Consider the following 23,622-nt stretch of genomic DNA (forward strand, 5'->3'; position numbering starts at 1 on the left):
TGCGGCGTTGGTCAGGAAGCCCCGCTCGCGAGACCGGGGCTTTTTTGCGCCTGGGCGCTATTAGGCAGCACGTTCCCCTACTAAAAAGAGGGGAACGAATCTATCGTAGGGGCATATGCATGACCGTGTCCCCCCTGCACTAGCTTGGCTCGTAAAACGTCGCCGGAATATCGCTGGCCGCATCGCGGAGGCTAAAAATAGGTACGCAGTTGCCGAAGTCGAGTATCGAGAACGTCTGAAGCCCGTCGAAATATTGATTGCAGCTCTGGAAAAGGACTTGGCCGCCGTCGATCAAACGATCCGGCTGCACGAGATTCCGATTGATCCCGAGGCGCTTGGCGGAACCCGAGCACAACATAGCCCGCGCAGGCACGGGTATGCGCATATGACGCGGTCCATTTACACGCACCTGGGCAGCGCTTTTCCCAACGCGCTAGATACTGATCAACTGACCGCGCGCTTTATTGCCGACACTCCAAGCGTCGTCTTTGAGACGTTCGTGCAGGTGCGACTGAAAGTCCGACGGCGGCTGCGCACCCTAGTTGCTGCGGGAATGGTGCAGCGTCTGCACGCACCCTATTCGGGGGCTAAAACGCTCGGCATATGGATGCTCGCAAATACGCCGGAAACGCGTGCCTAGCGAGCGACCTCCCAAGCACTCACCCCGCCGCTACTCAAAAATCTTGTTCCATCAGCCGGCCCAAGGATTTCATGGTGCCTTCGGTGACCCTGGTAATACTTTTGAAAAAGAACGGAACGCCCGATTGAGAGCGTCTTTTTAAGCAACTCCCTAAAGCGGCTCTTGACTGATTTTCGGCGAACGTCCTCTCGCCAGGCCGAATCGACCGCGTAGCAGATCAAATACTCCGGACGGTAGCCGTGATACAGGCCATATTCGGCGCGACGCATCCGAGAGAAAAACGACTCCGCCTGGTTCTCATTCGTACCATCGTCAGCGACCCACTCGCGTGAATGAATCACAGTTTTGTGATTGAAGCTTGCGGCCAATGGGGCAAAGGCATTGCTCTCATCGGTCATCACTGTGCTGTTCTTGGCAATGTAACGGGAGGCAAACGCCGCCATATCAGTCGGGTTTTCGGATCGAAAGACCGCCACATAGGTTGTGCAGGCGCCGCCTCCTTCAACCGCGCCCTGCTTACGCATGACAGCGACGACCCGCCGTCTTTGTCGGCGACGATGATTGGCCGCATCAAGGGCAGCAAGTTGCTGATACCGTTTGTAGCGAGTTGTCGGAGCGCCTTCCAACTTTTTGATGATGGCGCGCTCATCGCGTTGACGTCCGTGCTTGTTTGGTGAACGCCGTTTTCCGCCGAAGTAGCCGCCATCCATCTCGATGACACCGTCCACTTCGGCGTACTCGTTGTGACGCCAGATTGCTTCGCGCAGCTTTTGAGCGAAGAGCCACGCCGTTCGCCATTGGCAGCCCATCGCCTTGCGCAAACGCATAGCAGTGGCACCGTCCGCTTCTTCCGCAAATGCGATGATGCCCAAGAGAATCTTTGTGATTGACAGCTTGGTAGCGTGAAACATCGTGTCGCTGGTCAGACTGAATTCATGAGCACACCCGCGGCAGCGCCATCGCTTCGACCGGCTCCTCCAAAAGTGCGCGGACATTACCCCGCATCGAGGGCACACCTGTTCTTTCGTCTGCCCCCATCGCAATTCCAGCAGAAGCGAACGCCGCTGCTCGTCAGACATCAATGCGACGTCGGACGCCGACATGTCCAGAAACCTCTTCGACAAATAAAAATGCTGCCCCACTGCCTGTTCCCAAAAAAAGAACTGAGACCGACAGGCGAGCGAACGCCTGCCACCAGGCGCTGCGGAGAGTTGCGGCGGATGTGGGCAAAGCATCCCCCTGAGCTCTTGACAACCCAATCTCCTTGGCAGATACTGGGTTCGGTTCTTTCGGAATCCGGCATCCCAGCAACGCCAGTCACCTCGGCAAAGGTGATTGGCGTTGTGCCTTTTTGCGCCACAAAAAGGCCCTTACGACAGGCTTAGGTCATGTTCATCTCCTAGTGGGGAGCAGACGGCCCTTGGGTCGTCTACAGGTTCTGCAGTCCTTAGCGTTGCGCTAATGCTGATCGGTCAGATGCCCAATCAGTTGGCAAGGCCCGCCGGGCAGAATCGGCGGACGATTGCGCCGCCGCCGGGTGCCTGGCCTGACAGGGAAGCCGACTTCGACCAGGCACCGCGCGATGTCTCGGGTTGTGGCCATGTAGTTGCCGCCAACTTTTGGAAAGTAGAGTGGCCAATCCGCGATAGCGATTGCCGATCGAAGTGATGCTGCGTCTGGCACGCGCAGGAGGAGCCGAAGCTCCCGAATGGTCATGAGTTCGCCGTAGCGGGCAACCAGGCGCTCTTCAATCGTTGGTAAAAGTGTCGCTCCGCCCGAGCTGGCGTTTTCCATCTGATTTCCTTTCAGATGGAGACTTTGCGTCAAGTGAGTTCAAATTCATATTCCAACGTTTGCGCCAAACGTTTTTCGCGGCGGCGCCCCTCACCCTCAGGTCTTCTTACCCCCCCGGGGGGGAATTCGGGAACGCGATTGCACGGACATCGTCGATACGCAAGGCTAGGCTGCGAAATCGCCAGAGATGTCTTCGCTTCAGTGCTCTTTCGTAAAAAATCCAGAAGCGCATCCGGCTCAATTGGTTCTTCGATCGGGATCGTTGGTGTTGCCAGTCCATCATGGTGCAGGTCCCAGAATTTCTTCCCAACTGGCGGCCTGTTGGGTCTTTCCCCATAAACGCATAGAGCGCAACTTAATCTCTTGGAATACGAGATCCAACTCATAGGCGGCACGGTCCAAGTCGTCGCCTGGCCGAGCTTCTTGGTAGTTGTGCAACTGAGCCAACAGCAATGGGATCGATTCACTAAGCAAGAACTTGCGCAGTTTCGCAAACAGCGGCGTGCGTAGGGATTCCAGGAGTTGCAGCGCCGTTAACCGCCGGACGCGGTTCCACAGCGCTCTTTCTCGGCCTTCGGCGAGCTCAGCAAGCCGTCCAAGTACCCACACAACAGCCGTGCCGGCTGCGCGGCAGATCCCAACCTCACCAGCCATCTCACCGCGCTTAAACGCAATCATCAACGCGCCGAGCATCCATGGAGAGGGCGTCCTACCGCAAATATCAAACACGGTCGAAATATCGACGCACACAAGCTGCAATCCGGGGAGAGGCTGCGGCAGCGCATCCAGGAACCAGGCTTGATATTCCTCCGGCAGTGCAACTACACATTCGAGCAAGTCCGCTGGGGTGACGTCCGGGTGGTCTATGAGATACCAGAAGGGCGAGCGAATCGTAGGGGTAGCTTCTGGCCATGCAGAATCGACTTCGTCGATGCTGCGGCCCTCTACATACGGCGTATGTCGCAAGTACGGCCGATGCCCTCTTTGCAGGTATCCGCGCCAAGGGGCGGGCTGGACAAAGGGAATTCTCCCAATTCGAGCCGCTAGCAACTTCTCAAAATGCTCAGGGGACGAGGCCGTCGAAAGTCGCAAGCAGCATTGCATCCACAGCTCGACACGAGCCCACTCTAGGCGGGTAACTTTACGATTTACCACTGTATACGCGAAGAGCCTCTTGGTTCACCCCTACCTGGGAACATCGCTCTTTGGCAGGTTACTAATGTCATTGGAGAATCTTTTTTGGCTTTGGTTAAGAAATGATGGTCCCGCACCAAGCCGCGGTCTTTCCCGAATCGAATGAACGGAATTGGACCAGCCAGCCTAATCGATCATTACCCTATCAAAACTAGCGGGCCCCATGCTGGCGCATTTGAGGGTTAGCCTTTTGACTCGAGTCGTCGTTCTTTCTTGAACCGGGTCATGACGGCGCTCATAAGGTCTCCCGGCTTGGCCTCTAGTGCTTCGGCCAGCCTCACGAACGTGGTCAGCGAGGGCTGATTCTTCCCCGTCTCGACGCGAGCCACAAAAAGGGGCCCGAGACCGGCCCTGTGAGCCAATTCTTCTTGACTGATGCCAAGGTGAGCGCGCCGCGCCTTGAGCTCGGCTGCCAATGATTTAACGAGTGCGGGATCGCGGACGCCGGGCATCCGGCGACTGTCATAGTCGGGCACACAAAGCGCACTGTCATATATGATAGAAATGCAATACCGCAACAACTTTGATCCGACTTCAGGGGGCCGGCTTGAAAAGGAGGCTTTCTGCGTCGAGGTTCCACGAACATGCGCCGACTGCGTTTCCTTGCCCTGATCTTGAGTCTCACGGCCGTATGGCACGGTGCGGCCGCGCAGGCCTTGGAGCCGCGACTGAACGAAGAGGTGGTGGCGGTCCGTAAGGGCGCCAATGGACCGCTACTCATGACGACGGTCTACCGCCCAGACGGTGCTGGCCCCTTCCCGATCGTGGTGATCAACCACCCCAGGTTCACGGGAGCGCCTCGCGATCAAGAGCGCTTCAGGCCCCTAGAAGCGGCTTCTTTCTTTTTGCAGCGAGGCTACGCGGTTGTTGTCCCGATGCGACAAGGCTTTGCCAAGTCCGAAGGGTGGTACGTTGGGATCGGTTGCGACGTTGCGCGGATTGGAATCGCGCAAGCTGACGACATCGTCGGCGCTCTCGATTATTTTCGAACCCTGCCGTGGGTGGATGCTGGTCGTATTGTTGTCGCTGGGCAGGCGCATGGCGGCTACGCCACTTTGGCATTTGGCACGCTGAACTACCCTGGAGTGAAAGGGTTGATCAACTTCTCAGGTGGATCGCGGAACACCGAGTGCACGAACTGGCAATACTCTCTTAGTCAGGCTACCGCGTCGTATGGCCATGCTTCAAAGATTCCATCTTTGTGGCTCTACGCAGACAATGACAGCTTCTTCGGTGGCTTCTACAGGGATATGTACGCAGCGTATGTCGCCGCAGGTGGACAGGCTCGCCTGATTAGCGCCGGAAATCTTCCGCATGATGGCCATTTCCTCTTCGATACCGACGCAGGACGAGCTGTGTGGCAACCAGCTGTTAGCGAGTTTCTGCGCGGACTAGGGCTACCTAACACGCCATTAGCGCAATATGCGAAGCACCTGCTAGCTCCACCAGATCGCCCTAAGGCATCCGGGTTCGCAGCGCTCACGGACGTGGACAAGGTGCCGTACCTCCGGTTCTTCGGCCGCAGCGGTTACAGGAAATTCCTGGCAGCTGAGAAGCCAAGGGCTTTTGCCATAGCAGAAGGCGGTGAATGGGGATATGCGTGGGGCGATAAAGCACTGCAGCGGGCACTGGACTTTTGCCGAGAGAACGCCAAGAAACGCGAGTGCAAGCTGTACGCGGTGGATGACGACGTTGTTTGGTGACCAAGAAACGCCTATAACCTAGGAGAACCCGTTTGAATGCAGACTCATGTCCTCGAATGGATAATCAAGCCGAGCGAACTGTCGGTTGGAGGCTTGCTCGTCAAGTCGCTGCTTCATCGTTGTATCAAGACTTGGGCGATACCGAACGCGCTGAGTGTGACGAGCTTCTAGCAAGGGGGGCGCCTCGTGACCTGCGTTCAAGCGAGCGTCCACCAAACGGCGTGAGCTGCCGATTGGCAGTTTGCCAATATAAGGCTGACTGCCAACGTACGGCGTACTGCCAATCCGCTATTTTGAGGGTCGACGTATATCGCCACTTCCTGGTCGCTGAAGCCTTGCCCACACTCAGGAAACTCGTCGTTGAAATGGAAGCGGGAAAGGACTCTTCATTTATTCTCGGTGAAATTCAGCTTCTGGCCGCGCGCGCGAATCGGACAATCTAAATCTGTCAAATCAAGCACGCAGGCCACCCTACGATGCGTCGCGAGTACAGGTCCATCACCGCTGCTGCATACAGCCAGCCCTCAGCTGTCCAGATGTAGGTGAAGTCGGCCACCCACTTCTGGTTGGGACCACCGGCCTCGAAGTCGCGCTGCAGATGGTTGGGTGCGATGTGGTTCTTGAGCCTGCTGCCCGTATCGCTAGGTAGCCGAGCGCTTCTTTTAGGATGTAGCGCTCCGTGGTCACACGGAACAGTTCGCGTTGCAACCGTTCAACCTCCGTGGCAGCCTCACTGCGAAGCGGCCGGTTCGGCATGAGGTCCAACACCCCGCCACGCTCCTGGATGACCCACCGCCTGAGCACGCTGGTCTAGATACCCAGGTCCCTTGCAATGTGCGTAGCGATAGCTCCGGGCTGGTACGGCAGGATGGGGGCAGGTCAGCGATGACCTGCCCCCTACCGGCGTACCAACTGAATTGAGGAAGTCCGGGGTTTCAAGGTTAATCGATCTTTGTTGCTGATGAACCGGATTGAGCTGCATCGCCAGCGCGCTGGCGATGCAGCTCAGCGAACCGGGCCGGTGGGATGCGCCCGATGCTGCTGTGCGGTCGGACCTCGTTGTAGTCCTTCCTCCACGCGGCCACCGTGGTCCTGGCCTGCCCAAGGGTCTCGAACCACTGCTCGTTCAAGCACTCGTCCTTGAACTTGCCATTGAAGCTCTCGATGTAGCCGTTCTGCATTGGCTTTCCTGGCTCGATCAGGATGTGCTGGATTCCGTGGCTGTGGGTCCAGGCCATGAAGGCCCGGCTGGTGAACTCCGGGCCGTTGTCGGTGCGCACGGCCAGTGGGTAGCCGCGGAACGTCGCCGCTCGCTCCAGCAGCCGAGTGACGTACAGCCCAGAGATGCCCCAGTCCACCGAGATGTCCACGCATTCGTGACTGAAGTCATCGGCCACGGTCAGGAACTTGATGCGCCGCCCATTGGCCAGACTGTCGCTGACGAAGTCCATGCTCCAGACTTCATTGATGGCCTGGGCCTTTTGCAGTGGCATGCGCTCAGCCGCAGGCCGCTTGACCTTCTTGCGCCGCCGCACCGCCAGGCCCTTTTCGCTGTAGATGCGATAGACCCGTTTGTGGTTGACGCCGGGGAAGTCCTCGCGCAACAGGTCGTGGACGCGCCGGTAGCCGAAGCGTCGGCGCGCCTGGGCAATCTCCACGATCTTGTCGGTGATGTCTTTGGTCATCTGGTCAGTCTGGGGTGGGTGACGGTAGCTGTCGCGGGAGAGCCCCACAAGCCTGCACGCACGCCGCTCGGACAGATCGCATTGCTCGATCATGACCAAGATGGCGTCGCATTTGGCCTGCGGGGCTAGCGCTTTACCCCGAAGGCGGTGTTGAGCGCGTGGATGTCCAGATGGGCCTCGGCCAGCAGCTTCTTGAGCTTGGCGTTCTCGCCTTCGAGCTCACGCAGCCGCCTGGCGTCGGGCACGTCCATGCCGCCGTACTTGGCTCGCCACTTGTAAAAGGTGGCATCGCTGAAGCCGCCTTTGCGGCACAACTCCTTGATGGGCAGACCAGCCTCGCCCTGCTTGATGAATCCGATGATTTGCTCTTCGGTGAATCTGCTTCTCTTCATGTCCGTCATTCTCCTGGTTGACGGACTTCCTGGAATTTAGGCTGGTACGGCTGGGAGGCGGCAGGTCAACTTCTCCCTTACCAACAAGTTTGGGCCGATAGCGCTGGGCACTGAACGAGTCCGGCAGTCCGCTGGGCGTCGGCGGATTTTCATCTGGTCCTCCGCTGTACGGCGCCCCACCCCCATCCGGGCGAACAAAAATTACTCGCCCTGGATTGAAATCGCTGACCGCAGCCAAGGGGTCGACAACGTAGTTTCTGAAAAAGTCACCTTCCGAAGCATCCGAGTCCTCCTCAGTTGCACGGGCATAGGCGAACAACCTGTCTTCGACATTGTTGAGTGGCAGAACAATGGTGTCGACCTTCGTGTGTTGCAATAGCCGGGCGACTCCGCATCCAATGCGGGCTTGCCCGTCGCAGTTTTTCTGCCGTGGCTGGACTGTCAGCCTCGACGACTTCTGCGACCTTGGTGAAGAAGCGCCGCATGATGCTCCACAACCGCGTGGCGGTGATGCCCGATGCGTCCTCAGGATCAAGGCTGCCTGTCGCACGACGGCCTGCCGGCGGTGTCCCTCATCGTCGCTGACAACGGGGAACTGCAGGCGCTGAAAGCGTCCGTGCGCTCCTGACGGTGCCGTTGCCGAACCACCTGGACAGACACTGCCTACACCGTTGAGGCCGTGGAGGACGATGCTGAACAGCGAGCTCCTTGAACGCTCTTGCCCGCCGCGAAAGATGTCTCGCAGTTGGGCAAACCGACCTTGTGATGTTTCTCACCATACTCCTGCGACGGAATTCCGGGCTTGCGCATCCGTACGCGATCACAATGTGCACGTCCGATTGGGAGGGTCGCCAGTGAGCGGACAAAAAAAGAGGAGAGATAATGGAAAGAGTTCACTTCGTAAATGTGTTTCCCGGCGACTGCACGATCATTCAGCACGCCAGCGGCCGCGTGACCATGATGGATATCTGTGATGGAAATGCAGAAACCACGCAGAAGGCGGTGTTCGAAAGCGCGCAAAAGGCCGAAGGTAAGGTGGCCGGTAACTTTGGGATGTGCAAGCACAACACCAACCCCGTCGACTATTGCGACGCACGCGGGATTACGAGTGTCTTCCGCTTCATCCTCTCTCACCCGGACATGGATCACATGGATGGCTTCAATCGCTTGGTCGATGAGATCGGCATTTTGAACTTCTGGGACTCCGGTGCTCGCAAGCCGAAACCGGAATTCAAGCAAGGATCCCTGTACAAGGAAGCCGATTGGGATCGTTACGCCAAAGTGCGAGACGACAATGAGAAGGGCGTCACAGCTGTCAACAGGATCGAGGGCGCGAAGTTTTCGTATGCGAACAACGACGACAGCGGTGGGGCTGGCGATGCCCTGAGCATCCTGGCGCCGAGTAAGGAACTGCTGGCCGATCCGGATTTGGAAGACGACATCAATGAAGGCTCGTACGTCGTCTTGTACCGAAGCGCCGGCGGCCGAGTTCTTCTGAGCGGTGACGCGCACGACGCGGCCTTTGAGCACATCAAGAAAAAGTACGAGGCCGATGTGCAGGGCTGTGCCGTTATGCTGGCCCCGCACCATGGCCGGGACTCAGGCCGCTCCTACGACTTTCTGGATTTCATCAAGCCCAAGTTGACGATTATCGGATGTGCCCCTTCACAGCACATCAGCTATGGTGAATGGTCGAAGCGGGGATTGGACATTCTCACCAGTAACCAAGCGGGCAACATCGTGCTGGATATCGCCTCAGGCCAAATGGACGTCTACATCGAGAACGAAACGTTCGCGAAAGCCTACCTGCCCGCAGGAACGCCCACAAAAAAGAACGACATGGGCTACTACTGGCTGCGAACGATCAAGGAGTGAGGGCGTGCCCTTCGGGTCGGAAGAGGACGTGCAACTGATGAAAGATGCAGGAGGATCTCATGGCAGTAACCGTAAATGGAACTAAAAAGCGGATTGGCCTTGCACTGTCCGGTGGTGGCTTTCGAGCCGCAGCATTTCACCTGGGCGTGATGCAAAAGCTCAAGGAGTTCGGTCTCCTCGATGCGGTTGACCTGCTCTCCTGCGTCAGCGGCGGCAGCATTGCGGGCGCCCATCTGGCATTGAACTGGGGCAAACCGGATGCGCTGCAGAAACTAGACCAATACCTCGCCAATCGCTCTATCGCCGTTGGATCGGTGATCGGTGGGCTCCTGGATCCCTTTGCGAGCCGCCTTGATAAGCTCGCCGATTCGTACGACGCGCATCTGTTCGGCGGCGCGAAGCTGCAGCAGCTGCAGGGGGGGCCGCGCATCTATATGAACTCCACTAATCTCGCCACGGGCAACATGTTCTTTTTCGTGGCGGGCGGTGGGCTGGCGACGGAGATGGGTGAACACGAACTCGGCGTAGTCAGCGCCGACCAGTTCGCGCTGGCGCGGGCTGTGGCAGCTTCATCCGCCTTCCCGCCAGTGTTCCCGCCACTCAAACTGACCGGGCAGGACTACGCGCCGGCCCACCGCCTCGACTACGTCACGCTCACCGACGGAGGCATCTATGACAACTTGGGCGTCAACCCAACGCTGCGAACGCGCAACCAGCTTGACTACGTGATCGTGAGCGACGGTGGCAAGCCTTTTGCCAACGATACGAAGCCCACCGAGGACGGAGCGATCGTACTGAAGGCCGGCCTCGACATCATGATGGAGCAGATTCGAGGGCTTGAGTTCGACCGGTTGGAACATCGCCACAAAGCCGGTGCAGGTCCGAAACCGTTGTGGTTCTCGATCGACAGCACGGAAGGCCAGGCCCAAGACGGCGACTCCGTATTCGCCAGCTCGATTGGCACCAACCTCAAGGCGCTGAACGAAGCAGAGCGGAAGGTCCTTGCGCGTCACGGCGCTGCTCTGGTGGAGTCCCGCATCAAGCGGTACGCCCCCGAATTGCTTCTGGCTTAAGGGAGCTAGCCTATGTTCGCAATTTCCGGTGAAGATTTTCGGACGCGCAGTGTCGAAGACCTTGCCAACATCCCGCCTTTTCGACGCTTGCGTGGCTACGCGTTCGACCCGAGCCTGTCACTGCGGCTTGAAACCGCGCCCATAAATCACGCGGTGTTCGAGGTGCCGTGGGAGTCGGGGTTGCGCCCGGGGCCGCGCGGCGAATACGTGGAAGTCGTCGACTACGACCCGGCCAGCGCCGCGTGGTACGACCCCGTGGACCTCAACAGCGTCAACCTGCTGGCGCAGGACGGATTGCCGCCATCGGAAGGCAATCCGCAGTTCCACCAGCAGATGGTGTACGCGGTTGCGATGAACACTATCTCCAACTTCGAGAAGGCCCTGGGCCGTCAGGTGTTGTGGTCACCGCGTACGAACGACCAAGGCCCCACCGGTTGGCGGGAGACTTTCGTGCGCACGCTTCGGATCTACCCACATGCGCTGCGCGCGGCAAACGCCTACTACAGCCCGGTCAAGAAGGCGCTTCTGTTCGGATACTTCCAGGGGCCGACCGGCACGGTGTTCAGCTGCCTGTCACAGGACATCGTCGCCCACGAGACGACGCATGCACTGCTGGACGGCATGCATCGACGCTACGTGGAAGATAACCATCAGGATACCTTGGCATTCCATGAGGCGTTCGCCGACATGGTGGCGCTGTTCCAGCACTTCACTTTCCCGGAGGTCCTAAAGCACCAGATCGCGCAAACCCGGGGAGACTTGGAAACGCAATCCCTGCTGGGTGAACTCGCGCAGGAATTCGGCCAAGCGACCGGCCGCTACGGAGCGCTTCGCAACGCCATCGGCGAGTGGGACGAGAACGGGCAATGGAGCATGATCAAGCCCGATCCCGCACGACTGGCTGCTGCGACGGAACCGCATGAGCGCGGCTCGATCCTGGTGGCGGCGATGTTCTCCGCGTTTCTGGCCATCTACAAGGCCAGGACCAAGGGAATCATCCAACTTGCCAGCTCCGGCTCCGGAATCCTCCCGGAAGGCGCCCTGCATCCCAGCCTGATTAATGCGCTTGCTCAGGAAGCCACAAAGACCGCTAAACACTTCCTCGGGATATGCATCCGGGCGCTGGACTACTGTCCGCCTTTCGATATCACGTACGGCGACTACTTGCGCGCGCTCATCACCGCAGACTACGACATGGTCCCGAATGACAGGCACGGGTACCGCATCGCCTTGATCGAGTCGTTCCGGCGGTGGGGAATCATCCCGGAAGGCCTGCGCACGCTCTCCGAAGAGCAACTGCGCTGGCCATACGCCAAGCTCGAGTTTGAAGGCGGTGACGGGAACCAGTGGGACGCTCTGGCTTCACTCGCCGCCGAACTACGCGACCTGGTCAGCGAGTCCTTGTACTTGCAAGACCGCGAGGCGGTGTTCGAGAAGCTACGCGAGGCACGAGCCAGGGCCCACGACTACCTTCACGAGGTGTTCAAGGGTAAGTCCGTTGCGCAACGTGAGGCATACAAGGCGGTGACAGGGCTGAACCTGGACCCGCAAGCCGGATTGAAGGGCTTGAGAATCAAATCGTCCGGGGTGCCCACCTTCGAGGTCCACTCGGTCATGCCAGCGCTGCGTGTCACCCCCGATGGACAGATCATGAAGCAGCTGCTGATCAGCGTCACACAGCGACTACGCGAACTTCCGATCGACGAGAACGACGAAAGCAAGGGAAAGTTTGACTTCCGTGGCGGCAGCACGTTGATCTTCAACATGGACAGCAAATCGCCCACCTTGCGTTACGCGATCACACGCCCAATCGATGACGTGCAGCGCCGCACCGCGATCCAGAACTACAAAAGAGAACAAATGAGCGATGGCATGTCTTTGCGCGAGGTCTACTTCCAGGCCAGCGAGGAAGACCGCCTCATCGATGAGCCTTTCTGCATGTTGCACGGCGAGCACTGAGGACTGTCATGGCCACAACCACCGCGAAGAAGGCGCCACGCAAGGCAACTGCGACTACGGCCCGCAAGAAGGCAGACGCCAGCAAAAAACCTCCCAGCCGTGCCACGGCTGATCCCCGTCTGTCGATTCGTATGTACCGGCACGGCCTGGGCGATTGCCTGCTGCTGCGGTTCGCCAAAGATGAAGGCGGCACCTTCAACATGCTCATCGACTGCGGCGTCGTCATGGTCGCAACAAATGCCAAGAAGACGATGACCGAGGTGGCGACCGACATCGAGGCCGCCTGCAACGGTCATCTGGACGTAGTCGTGATGACACACGAACACTGGGACCATGCCTCCGGATTCGCCAAGGACCAGGCACAGGCTGTGTTCGATGGCATCAGCGTCGGCGAGGTCTGGTACGGCTGGACCGAGGACCCGCAAAATGCCCTTGGAAAGCGCTTGCGCAAGGAGCGCGCGGAGAAGGTTCGCGCGCTGGCCATCGCAGCGTCGGCGTTTGCCAAGGCTGACGACCCGGCACTCCAGGGCAGGGGTGAGAAGCTCAAGGCTTTCCTCGGCTTCTTTGGCGTCGATCCTGCGAAGGCATTGGGCGCGGGCGAAGCCATTGGCCGTACGCGAGGTGCGTTCGAATACCTGATGCAGCGGCGCGGGGTCAAGACCAAGTTCCTTTACCCGCGCAAGCCGCCTGTCTCACTGCGCGGCGTGCCAAACGTCCGGGTTTATGTTCTCGGCCCGCCGGAAGATGAGTCGTATATCAAGAAGAGCGCCCCGAGCAAGAAGCACAGCGAGGTCTACGAGTTCGGCTCCGAGGTCGGATTCACCTCAGGACTTGCCGCGGCGTTCTCCAGACTCGGACAGGCCGACTCCGTCAACGGCGACGATTGCCCGTTCGACAACAGCTTCCGCCAGGTCGCGTCGCGCGGCAGGTCCTCCCGAATGTCGCCGGCGCTCAACGAGCTTCTGCAAGAGACCTGGGGCTTGGCAGGCACCGAGTGGCGGCGGATCGAACAGGATTGGACGCAGGCTGCAGAAACATTGGCCCTGAACCTGGATAGCCACACCAACAATACCTGCGTGGTTCTCGCGTTCGAGTTCATCGACACGGGTGAGGTGTTCCTGTTTCCCGCGGATGCACAGGTCGGGAACTGGCTGTCGTGGCAGGACCTGTCGTGGAACATCAAGGGCGAGAACGGTAACTCGAAGGTCGTGGTTTCGGATTTGCTGTCACGCACCGTGTTCTACAAGGTAGGGCATCACGGCAGCCACAACGCCACGCTTCGCGAACTGGGACTGGAGCAGATGACCAGCGATGAGCTGGTCGCCTTCATACCGGTTATCGAAACGGACGCCAAGAAAAACCGCTGGATGAACATGCCGTTCAAGCCTTTGCTCAATCGCCTTGTGGACAAGACCGGTGGACGCACGCTTCGTTCGGACAAATCGCCGCCGACCTCCGGCGACCTGGCAGGGCTTCCGGCGACGTCCCGGAGCAAGTTCCTCAAGCGGCTTCGCGACACCAAGCTATATTTTGAATACGCCTACGAATGAATCACGGTGGAACCTTGGCGATTCACACGCGATTGGCGAGGTGCAGACTTGAAATCTGGCAAACCCGCGCACCCTGATCCTGGATCCACTGGCGGATTGACCGGCGCTTGCGCGGGCGGGTACCTCTGTTGTCAGTACGTCGCGAACACCAACCTGAACGCCAGCCACCAAGCGTAGCCGGTGTAGAACGACCGGGACGACTCGTCATCCAGCAGCCCGTGAGCGACGTCTACGACGGATACTCGCATTGTCATGCCCATTGGATTTGCCCCAACGCGGCCTCTGGGACGGGCCCGATAGGTGAGGGCTAGTTGCTTTGAAAGGGCGAAATTCGTGCCAAGGCGTGATGACCACGCGTGTGCCTGTCGTTTGGCCATCAAGTGACGACTGCGGCATTGCGCGGGCCAATCGCCCATGTCGGCCACGGCGCTGAAGTTGGCACATGTTGACGCCTTAGTAGGGTCCCGAAATCGAGTCGCCGATCCCGCGCTTCCTGCACGACTCGCCCACCTGGGCGCCCAGCTCACCCTATTTCAGGATGCCATCGATCTGGCTTTCACTGAACTTCGATCTCTTCACGTAAAGACTCTGTTTCATGGAGTTCTCTACTCCCTACTGGCCAGGTTCTCGAGGTGGCTTCAACCGCAACTGCACCCCACTCCTACAAAAGCTGAAAGCGCGTCTTGCTGGACAGGCGGTTAGCCGCTGGTAGAACCATGACAATGGGTAATCAATCCATATTTCAATGAAAAATAATTTCAATTATAATTTATTCCAATGTTGAAAGAAATTAATTTCACTGAAAGGCTCGCATCTCGATATGACTTTAAGGACGTCGGCTGGAGAGTGCGCGCAGCTGGAGACTTAGGGGTAAGCCGGAATACCTTCGATCGCTACTTTGCGCTGGCCGAGCAAGGGGACTACCAACGTATTCCGCTGCGCGTATGGGAAAAGCTCGAATCCATCCCCCAAGCCATCACATCTAAACCATCAGTTCGCCCACCCGAGGCAGATGTCTTGGTGTACCTCTTCGCTGCAGGATTAGTCGGGCTGCAGGAGCATCTGGACGAAACTGGTCATATCCAGGCTCCATATCCTGCACCGCTGCATGCGGCGTTCGATGTCGCCGCCGCGCTGAACATCCAGGAGGGAACGGATCACCCCACCAACCTTGCGCAGTTGCTCACCGCTGCGCGAACCCCGTTGTATGAGTGGTGTCCACAGTTCACCAAAGCCGGGCCAGCGGAGTTCGTGGACGCACAGCTGCTCCATGAGGGCCAAGTCACCGCCCAGTGCTTGGCCCTTGGGTCCCGAGCTCAGGCTGACCCCGAATTGCCCCTATACGAAAAGCTGATGGACGCATGCGATTCCGTGGGTCCAGCCCAAGCTGAAGACTTTTATCGGGCTTGGCGCCGGCTTGTGATTGAGAAGCCCTTCGTCCTATCGAGGGCAGAGTTGATGGATTTCGACCACCAGTTCTTGGTGCACAGCCGCTTAGTGAGTGAGCTGATTGACACGTTCTATGTTTCGGTACCTGTCGCCTCGTTGCGAGAGCCCACTGTACGACTCTGCCCGCTGACAGGCACTCGCCTTTTCCGAAGCGGGGGCCAATGGTGTTCGGAATTTCGAGATCCGCGGGCAAAGCAGGCAATTGCTGGTGGCAAGGTGGCGGAAAAACACGTTCTGGAAGGCATGGTTGAAGTACGACGCGCTGCCAGAACATTCTGGACCCTTCCGGGGCGCCACGAGGTTGAATTGGCCTCGCGTATCGAAGCTTTGGGCTACGAGGTCACGCTCTGGCCCAAGCTAGACGCGGTGGATCTCCTGGTGGAGTCCAAGGATCGCAAGAGTCGCTGGGCGATTGACGTCAAGGACTACTTGTCACCTCGATCCTTGGCCAGAGCTTTCGAGGGCTTTCGCAGTTTCCGCCGCGCCAACCGCGTTCTGGTAATCCCGGACTACTTGCGCGACCGCACGCCTCAATACCGGGAGGTATTCGATCGTGTCCGCAAGAGCAATCTTTCGTCCAAAGTTGATCTGCTCACGGTTTCGCAACTGATGGCTGAACTAGGAGAATAGATGTTTGCGCTGCGCCCCTTTGTAGAAGAGTATGGCCGCCTGTCGCTCTTGGGCTCCCAACTGTCGTACTTCGCGCTCCGTGATGTCGCCTTAATGGATTTAAGCCTGCACTGGCTGGCAACCCACGCACCGCGCGACAGCGCTGACGTCATGCCGTCAGCACTCCAAGGGCACTTGGTAGCCACCCTGACTGCCGTCGCGCGCAAGAGCTTGGCAACCCTCCGCGAGTATGCCCCGGGATTGGCAAGCCGCTTGGCATGGCGGCGCGCTCATGAGGAACATGTACGGGCGAACTTCAGCACGGCCTATGTTTCCCATCCCGGAAGTACATCTCGCCGTGCCGGTGCCAGCATGGAGCTGCTTCGTTTGCTCAGCAAGACCCTCGATGAGCCCGCCCCGTATCAAATACACGACTTCGGAGTAGCCAAAACCGGCGGAGCTCACTTCCTTCCGTATACGGCACGCGCAAACCAGGTGCAGCCGATTGAGCTGCTGGTGCCCTCAGTTCGAACGGCTATGAAGCCTCAGCCTAAGTTGCGTGGCCGCAGCATCAATCCGCCGATCGCCCTCGAGTGGGACACGTTGCAGCGGATCGCGCGCGAGGTTGATGAGCGCGAAGCTGAGCCTAAATTTCCTGGATGGCTCAAGCCTTTGAAGCTGGCTGATCGATTGAAAAAAGTCGAGATCGAGGCGGTCGACGGTGGCTTTTTCCGTGCTGGGCGTCTGACGCTGGAAGGGGTTCAGCATGTGGTAGGCATGCTATCCAGCGGTAAGAGCACATTGCTGCACGCGCTAGTGTTTGCCTTGGTCAGTCCGGGCTACGACAAGCGTGTCGGCATGATCGTCGCCGATACAGCCAGTGGAGCCGCTACGGTGGCGCGTCTGAAGGCACACGGGATCAACGCCACTTTGATCAGTTCGTTTCCGCGACGCAACGTTCACTTGAGTGCCCTTCACTGGTCCACCAGTCGTATGGATGCCGAACGCAAACTCGAGGCGACGGCGCAACTGACCGAGATGCTTGGCGTTGCTTGTCCGCTGCACGGCTTTAACCAGGCGGCTAGCGACCCCCGACTGGCCGAAGCGATGCTCGACTTCTCACAGCGACCCTGCCACAGGCTGGATCAAGGCACGACCAAGAAGTCATTGACCTGCCCATTGATCACCCAATGCCCTTCGCATGCCGGTCAGCAGAATCTAGCGGACAGTCAAGTCGTCGTCATGACCGCTCAGGCGATGCTTTGGATGACCCCTGACAAGACAGTCCTATCCGAACAGATGTCGTTTCCCGAGCTGTTCCAGTTCATGCTGGACGTGCTTCTGGTCGATGAGGCAGACAGCGTGCAAACCGTGTTTGACCAAGAATGCACGCAGGACCAGGTGCTCTTGTCGCCGACCGAATCTGCTTTCACCGCCAGTTCTATCCGCAGCGTCACTGAGGCTGTTAATCACAGGGCGGGCGGACAGTATGTGAGCCCGATCCATGTTCAGTGGCATCGCACCCTCAACCGGCTGCAAGACAGCATCTCTGCAATCTATCATCTGCTCATTTGTCACGCCGACTCGCTCGCATGGCTCACCTACCGTAAACCTTTCACGGCGGCGAGCGTTCTAGCAGACATCTATCTCTACGCAGGCGATCATGGGCAGTCCGAGCAGCAGGACAGGCAGGTTGTACTTGAACGAATCGCCATCCTGGCCAGCTCGCTCTATAGGATATCGTCCGCCCTTCCAGATGATGATCCTGCGATCGAACCATCCGATCCTGGTGAGTTGGAAGGCGCGGTTAAGTGCCTGGCCGAACTTCGACTTAAGGTGCTCGACACCAGCCTTTATGACGACGATCATCCTGCGCTGCTTCGTATTCAGGACGAACTTGAAAGCGGGGCCCTGAGTTGGATTCTGGTGGGAGGATCGCCCAGCCTGCAGCGCCGACGCGCCTCAGTTCGGGGCAACTCCGGATTTGCACGTCCGCAGTCGCCTAGCAGCCTCGCTGGTGTGGCACGATGCATCCTGCTGGCCGTTTTGGCCAACGAATGCTTGGCAAGCTACGCGTACCTTGTGCGCCATCACGGCGCAGTAGAGCAAGAGTTCGAGTTGGCCGGAGATTCCGCCTTCAGGCAAGCCAAGCGGATCATGGACCTTTATGGCCATCTTCTTCCTCGGCCTTTGGTGGGCACTGTATACGGCTTACTTTTCGAGGAGGCTACTGAAGGCAGTCAAGGTGGCGTGCTGCGTCTGGTCAACCACCTGGGCGTTGGGCGCTATCTGCTGACCCATTTCAATAGGCTTCAAGCCGCGAGCATCCAGTCCGGACCTCACACGTTGTTGGTCTCAGGCACGAGCTGGGCCGGGGGCAGGGGTGCAACCGCATCACCCACCTATGACCTGCAGGTACCCGTAGCGGGCATTTTGACCCAGCCAGCCAAAGAGCGAAAGGCGATCGAACAGAGCCAATACCAGCTCCTGAGCATCCTTGGAGAGCCGACGCGTGTCTCCGGGCGCGATCCGCGTGAACGCAAACTGACTCTGCAACGCATGGCAGTTGGTTTGGTCAAAGCGGGTGCATCGGCGCAAAGCATCCTATCCCGGCGCTGGTCCGAATTGGCCGACAAGCCGCAGTACGAGATGGGACGCCGCCGGCGGGCATTGCTCGTGACGAACAACTACGACGATGCGCGCTTGGTAGCCAATGCACTTGCCGGTGAGGCGAAAGCACGCCATCTTGTTTACTGTCTCGTTCCCGACAGCTTGGCGCGAAGCCGGGAAACGCACAAGCACGCGGTTGCAGCGGACACATCCTATTCACATACCGTTGTCTGGCTCCCTCGATCTCAGATTGAGGAATTCGGTGCATCGCCGGCTGAGTCGATCCTGGTGGCGCCATTGGGACCGGCTTCGCGAGGTCACAACATCGTGACGGCAGACGATGTTCCGGTCGCCGCGATCAGTTCCATCTACTTTCTTCATCGGCCGTTTCCGAGGCCCGATAGCCTTGACCGATTTACTGGCCTCATCAACCGTGTCGCTCACGACATCACGACGGGCGCTCTGGCACCGAACGAGCAGGTCGCGAGTATGCGCGCCCATTCGGATTGGGCTTCCCGGACGTTGCGCTCCACAGTGGACAGAGGGTTTGCCTTGCGCACGAGTTATCAAGCCATGTCCAACGATGCACGCGAACAGTACGCGTGGGACTTGCTTACTTCGGTATGGCAGACTATCGGGCGCGGTATTAGGGGGGGCGTGCCAGTGTATGTGGCGTTTTGCGACGAGCGCTTCTCCCCAGGCCTGTTTGCAGGCAAGCTGGACACTGCGCACTCGAGTTGCCTCGTGCAGATTAAGGAGACACTCACCAAAGCCGTCTCGCAAGGCGATGACCGTAAGACGGCCCAAAGTCTGTACGGGCCATTTAATGATGCCTTGACCAGCATGTTGAGCGAACTTGAAGCGCAGGTGGATGCTGCGTTCGCCGAATCGGAGGATGCTGATGTCTGAACTCCTGCCCTACATCTTCAATGTCGACTTGGAGGCTTTGAGCCAGCGACGCTTTCGCAGTTGCCTTCTAAGCCACAAGACATATGACGCGATCCGCGATGCCCAAGGACTGGAGCGTCATAAGAAGCCGAGGTTGGCTGGGTTGGACGCCTTCTTGGGCTGGGCGGCGCCTTGCGTAGACGCAGTGGGAGAATATCGCGATACCAGAACCAATGCCTATACCCTGCGATTCGTCACGTTAGACGTGGAAAGTCGTGATGAAGATTTGCGCAAGCAGCTGTTGCGTGCGCTCATGCTGTGGATCGGGCTTGCGTGTCCGGCGGACAAACGGGTCAGTCTTGCAAACATGCTGGAGGCTCCCGCAGGGCGAGGCGGAGGTCTGGCGTGGGAGGCGGCGAAGCCTTTTCCAGCCGCCTTAGTAATTGGCGGCACCAGCGCAAGGCCGCGCGACGACCTGTTGTTCGACTTGCTGCCAATCCTGGCTGCGCGCGAACTCGAGGCTCAGCAGATCAATTTGCACACTCCCCATGAAGGAACGCTCGTTCTTGCCGGACCTCGTCTCTACAGCATGGGCGGGCAACAACTTATTCGCTCGTACCCCACCTTGGCGCCGACAAAAGGAAATCAGCATCTCTACTTCACAGAGGTCTTCACCATCAGTCCTAGGACAGATCCTGAACGCCGCATCATCCAGCTAACAGTGCAGGCTAGCACGCGCGTCTACGGTGAAGGTCTCCCTACAAGGGAGCGTGATCGGCACTTGGACGTGTTTATCAAGCCAAACGCGTACTTTGGGAAAAACTCTCAGCGGCAGCGCGCAGTGGATATCGCAGTGAAACTGCGCGACCTGAAGCGTCAACAGGAAAAGAAGAGCTACGTCTGGGCTTCTGGGGAGCGTGCCTGGATCGACGAGATCGTTAAGCATGAATGTCCGGGCAAATCTTTGGATGGCCTCGGAACCAGCAGCATCCTTGAGGATGACTTTGCTGCGATGGTGCGAAAAGGGAGTGTCCACGGCGATTTCACGAACGTAGGATATGGCGTCTCCGCCGTCGAGCGAAAAAATTACCTTGATCTGCTGGAGGAGCGGCTTGCTCGCTTGGGGATCAAGCGAATCGAGCTAAGGCATACTCGTTTTACGCGCTCGGTTGCAAAGGAATTAGTGCCCAGGCGCGCCACTGCAGGAGTGCAGCAGCGCGAGCAAATCGCCCGGGCGCTTGAGGAGACAGGCGGAGAACTGAATTTGTGCCTGCTACAGCTCAATGAATCCGGGCTGCTGCGGCTCAAAGAATCGGTCACCAGCCTGTTGGGCCCCGCCAAGGACGGTTCAAGCGACAACGTCCTGGAATTTGATGAGGGCTTTCGTGCATGCCTGCATTCTGCCCCGGCTGGTCCTTGTTCCGAACTGTTGCCTGTGCCATCGGCCGCGCCGACTGTCGAAGGCGCAAGTGCCGCTTCCAACGAGCGAATCGAGCTGTCATCGCAAGCTCGCTACCTGCAGCAACACCAGCAGAGGATCGCCGGCCACATTTCCCAGTCATTTCCTGCCGTCCCGAAACCAGCTGGGCTGATTGTTGAGATGGACGAACGCATCTTGTCTTCTCCGCTACAAGACCCTTATGCGCTCAACTACCGTGCAGGCCAAGGGCTGGACTTTGCAGTACAGGTCAAGCTGGTCGACAACGACCCCCAAAAGAAGGCATCCGAAAAGGCCGACGCTGGCAAGGACAGGAGTGTTTTGCTGGACGTGCTGCGCACGCTGGGTGTTTCATTCCTGCGGCCTCATCCTTTCGACTTTCATGCGTGGTGGATGGTGAATGACAGGGCAAATGCGCAGGCTCTGCAGACGCCCTGCCGAGTGCAGGTGCGCGATGGCGTGATGAGTGTGGCCTTGCTTGACCCACTGGGCGATCTGATTGAAGTGAGCTATCCGAAGGCACAGTCACTGCTTGGCAGCAGAGGGGTTTTCAACCTGCAGGGCAAGACCCGGGAAGAAAAGGTTCAGGCTGCGGAGCGGTTCTATTCGCTCGCGCTACCTAGACCCGAGCGTAAAACCATCATTTTCGTCGAAGCGCAGAACATGCGGCAGTTCGTGCGCGGCCTTCAGAACAGTCAGCTCAAACCCGGCTTGCTGGAGTTCGGCCGGGCCGGTGCTAGTCACGCACTGGCCTCGCTTCGCTCTGGCGCAAACCATAGCCTGGTGCGGCTTTCAACAGACCGCCGGCCGGGGTATGTGGCGAGCGGCAATGTCATGGGCACCATCACCGGCCTGTTTCAGGAAGCCGACGCGCAGCAAGTCTTTTGGGTGGTGCGCAAGTTGATGACGGCCCAGGACAAGGACTTGAAGGCGCGCGAGGCACGTCGGACGTCACGGTTTGAGGAGACGAAGAGGCTGATCGCGGTCAACAGGACGTTTCCCACGATGACCGAGATTTTCCCGTTCATTGTTGGAGCGGACCTAGACGCGCGCCAGCTAGCGCACATGACCCGAAAAGCGATGGCAATCCATACCACTGTGCGCGCAGAAAAAGATGAAGCGGTTCTTCCTTTCCCATTGCACGAGGCCAGCCTTTTGGGTTAAATCGCTCCGATCGGCCTTCGATGGAGGATTGCCATGGCAAAGCGCATTTCCGGCGGCATGCTGTACAACATTGTTCAGTGTCCTCACCGCGTGTTCCTTGATGCCACAGCCGATCCGGCCTTGCGGGATGAGCCCAACGATTTCGTCCAACTGCTCTGGGACCATGGCTTGGCCCATGAATTGGAAATTGCCCAGGATTTGGGCGCGCAGATCGAAGATCTCAGCCAGCTCAGTGGTGATGACAAGGCTGCGGCGACGCTGCAGGCCATGGAGGCGGGCGCGGACCTGATTTACAGCGGCAGGATCGAGGTCGATGACTTGGTCGGCGAGCCGGACCTGCTGCGCAAGATTCCTGGCGGGTACGAACCCGGGGACATCAAGTCAGGCAGTGGGTTGGAAGGCGTGAGTGACGATGAGCCTGGCAAGCCCAAACTGCACTACGCCATGCAGCTGGCGCATTACGCGCAAATCCTCGAACTGACCGGCCGAGGCGCGCAACAGCGCAAGGGTTTCATCATCGACCGGACCGGAACTGACGTTCCCTACGACCTAAGCATTGGACTCTGGGGCAGGGAGAAAGCCACGTCATGGGACCGCTATCAGGCGTTCCTCGCCGACATTCGCTCTATGCTTACTTTGCAGCAAAAGACTCTCGCTGCGCTCGCTTCGGTTTGCGGAATGTGCCATTGGCACTCCCACTGTTCGAAAGAACTCGAAGGGAGTGACGATCTGACGCTGATCCCAGAACTCGGGCGCGCCAAAAGGGACGCGATCTTCGGCAGCATCAAGACGGTCAAACAGTTCGCCACGGCCGACCTAGGCCAATACATAAAGGGTAAGAAAACGGAATTCCCGGGTATCGGGCCCGACACACTGATCAAGTTTCAGCAGCGCGCAAAGCTGCTTGCGACCCCAGGCGCCACCGCTTATCTCAAGGAAAGCCACGATCTTCCCGAAACCGATTTGGAAGTCTTCTTCGACGTGGAGACCGATCCGATGCGAGGCCTATGCTACTTGCACGGATTCTATCTTCACACAAAATCGTCGAGACAAGCCGAATACAGGTCCTTTTTCATGCAGCAGAACTCTTCTGATGCGGAAAGATCTGCTTTTGCCGACGCCTGGAATCTTCTGGCGTGGGCGGCAGCGGAGGGGTCGGTTTACGTCTACTCGCCGTACGAGAGAACGGCGATGCGCTCGCTGGCCCAGCTGTATCCCGAGGTCGTAGCCGAGGATGCCGTTGTCGAGGTGTTCTCCAAGCCGAACGTCATCGACCTCTACACCTCGGTGGTTCGCAAAAAGACCGAGTGGCCCTTGCGAAACCATTCGATCAAAACCTTAGCGAAGCACTTGGGCTTCAATTGGAGGGATGCCCATCCCTCTGGGGCGGCATCGATCGAGTGGTACCACCGGTGGATCGAGACGGGGGACAAGGCTGTGGCAACTCGCATTCTCGAATACAACGAGGATGATTGCGTGGCGACGAAGGTTTTGCTCGATGGGATTCGTAAGCTACCTGTCGTCCAGCCCTAGCATCGAGAACACGTGGACCGCTAACCGGACGTCCCTTGAGGTGGGGCCTATCGTAATTGGCTCGTG

Annotated in this window: 15 protein-coding genes and 1 pseudogene; 10 read left to right on the forward strand and 6 right to left on the reverse strand. The window is 58.5% G+C overall.

Annotated elements, in window-relative coordinates; all coding sequences use genetic code 11:
- The first annotated feature begins 115 nt into the window (after positions 1-115).
- Entirely contained in the window at positions 116-640 is a 525-nt protein-coding gene (locus KF796_04400; protein ID MBX3585864.1) for a hypothetical protein, read from the forward strand.
- Here KF796_04400 and KF796_04405 read toward each other — a convergent pair.
- From KF796_04405 to KF796_04420, 4 genes are all read right to left on the reverse strand, one after another.
- On the reverse strand, positions 637-1,743 hold the full coding sequence (locus KF796_04405) for an IS1595 family transposase (GenBank protein ID MBX3585865.1): 1,107 nt from the start codon (positions 1,741-1,743) through the stop codon (positions 637-639). The genes KF796_04400 and KF796_04405 overlap by 4 nt on opposite strands.
- A gap of 355 nt (positions 1,744-2,098) precedes the next feature.
- Positions 2,099-2,434, reverse strand: a complete 336-nt coding sequence (locus KF796_04410; GenBank protein ID MBX3585866.1) for a hypothetical protein — start codon at positions 2,432-2,434, stop codon at positions 2,099-2,101.
- A 279-nt stretch (positions 2,435-2,713) separates the two neighbouring features.
- Positions 2,714-3,400 carry a hypothetical protein gene (locus KF796_04415; protein ID MBX3585867.1) on the reverse strand — a complete coding sequence of 229 codons (687 nt, stop codon included), beginning with the start codon at positions 3,398-3,400 and terminating at the stop codon, positions 2,714-2,716.
- A gap of 410 nt (positions 3,401-3,810) precedes the next feature.
- Positions 3,811-4,080 (reverse strand): helix-turn-helix domain-containing protein, encoded by a 270-nt coding sequence (locus KF796_04420; GenBank protein ID MBX3585868.1) that lies wholly within the window; start codon positions 4,078-4,080, stop codon positions 3,811-3,813.
- A 267-nt stretch (positions 4,081-4,347) separates the two neighbouring features.
- On the opposite strand from KF796_04420, the gene KF796_04425 reads away from it, so the two are divergent.
- On the forward strand, positions 4,348-5,331 hold the full coding sequence (locus KF796_04425) for a prolyl oligopeptidase family serine peptidase (GenBank protein ID MBX3585869.1): 984 nt from the start codon (positions 4,348-4,350) through the stop codon (positions 5,329-5,331).
- 466 nt (positions 5,332-5,797) lie between these two features.
- On the opposite strand, the pseudogene KF796_04430 reads toward KF796_04425, so the two are convergent.
- Positions 5,798-5,941 (reverse strand): annotated as a pseudogene (locus tag KF796_04430) (IS3 family transposase).
- 331 nt (positions 5,942-6,272) lie between these two features.
- A protein-coding gene (locus tag KF796_04435) for an IS3 family transposase (GenBank protein ID MBX3585870.1) occupies positions 6,273-7,408 on the reverse strand; the annotation gives its coding sequence in 2 pieces (ribosomal slippage) (positions 6,273-7,147 and positions 7,147-7,408; 1,137 coding nt in all).
- Between the two features lie 882 nt (positions 7,409-8,290).
- Between KF796_04435 and KF796_04440 the strand changes: the two genes are divergently transcribed.
- The 8 genes from KF796_04440 to KF796_04475 all read left to right on the forward strand — a co-directional run bounded on the left by KF796_04440 (position 8,291) and on the right by KF796_04475 (position 23,556).
- Positions 8,291-9,283, forward strand: coding sequence for a hypothetical protein (locus tag KF796_04440; protein MBX3585871.1), 993 nt, complete (start codon positions 8,291-8,293; stop codon positions 9,281-9,283).
- Between the two features lie 59 nt (positions 9,284-9,342).
- Positions 9,343-10,356: a patatin-like phospholipase family protein gene (locus KF796_04445; GenBank protein MBX3585872.1), complete on the forward strand. Its 1,014-nt coding sequence runs from the start codon at positions 9,343-9,345 to the stop codon at positions 10,354-10,356.
- A gap of 12 nt (positions 10,357-10,368) precedes the next feature.
- Entirely contained in the window at positions 10,369-12,315 is a 1,947-nt protein-coding gene (locus KF796_04450; protein MBX3585873.1) for a hypothetical protein, read from the forward strand.
- A gap of 131 nt (positions 12,316-12,446) precedes the next feature.
- Positions 12,447-13,865 carry a hypothetical protein gene (locus KF796_04455; GenBank protein ID MBX3585874.1) on the forward strand — a complete coding sequence of 473 codons (1,419 nt, stop codon included), beginning with the start codon at positions 12,447-12,449 and terminating at the stop codon, positions 13,863-13,865.
- Between the two features lie 777 nt (positions 13,866-14,642).
- On the forward strand, positions 14,643-15,944 hold the full coding sequence (locus KF796_04460; GenBank protein MBX3585875.1) for a hypothetical protein: 1,302 nt from the start codon (positions 14,643-14,645) through the stop codon (positions 15,942-15,944).
- Positions 15,945-19,442: a hypothetical protein gene (locus KF796_04465; protein ID MBX3585876.1), complete on the forward strand. Its 3,498-nt coding sequence runs from the start codon at positions 15,945-15,947 to the stop codon at positions 19,440-19,442.
- On the forward strand, positions 19,435-22,023 hold the full coding sequence (locus KF796_04470; GenBank protein ID MBX3585877.1) for a DUF3893 domain-containing protein: 2,589 nt from the start codon (positions 19,435-19,437) through the stop codon (positions 22,021-22,023). The genes KF796_04465 and KF796_04470 overlap by 8 nt, the downstream gene beginning before the upstream one ends.
- Before the next feature lie 33 nt (positions 22,024-22,056).
- Positions 22,057-23,556 carry a TM0106 family RecB-like putative nuclease gene (locus KF796_04475; GenBank protein ID MBX3585878.1) on the forward strand — a complete coding sequence of 500 codons (1,500 nt, stop codon included), beginning with the start codon at positions 22,057-22,059 and terminating at the stop codon, positions 23,554-23,556.
- Positions 23,557-23,622: the final 66 nt, after the last annotated feature.

The sequence above is a fragment of the Ramlibacter sp. genome, from assembly GCA_019635435.1.
GTDB lineage: Bacteria > Pseudomonadota > Gammaproteobacteria > Burkholderiales > Burkholderiaceae_C > JAHBZM01.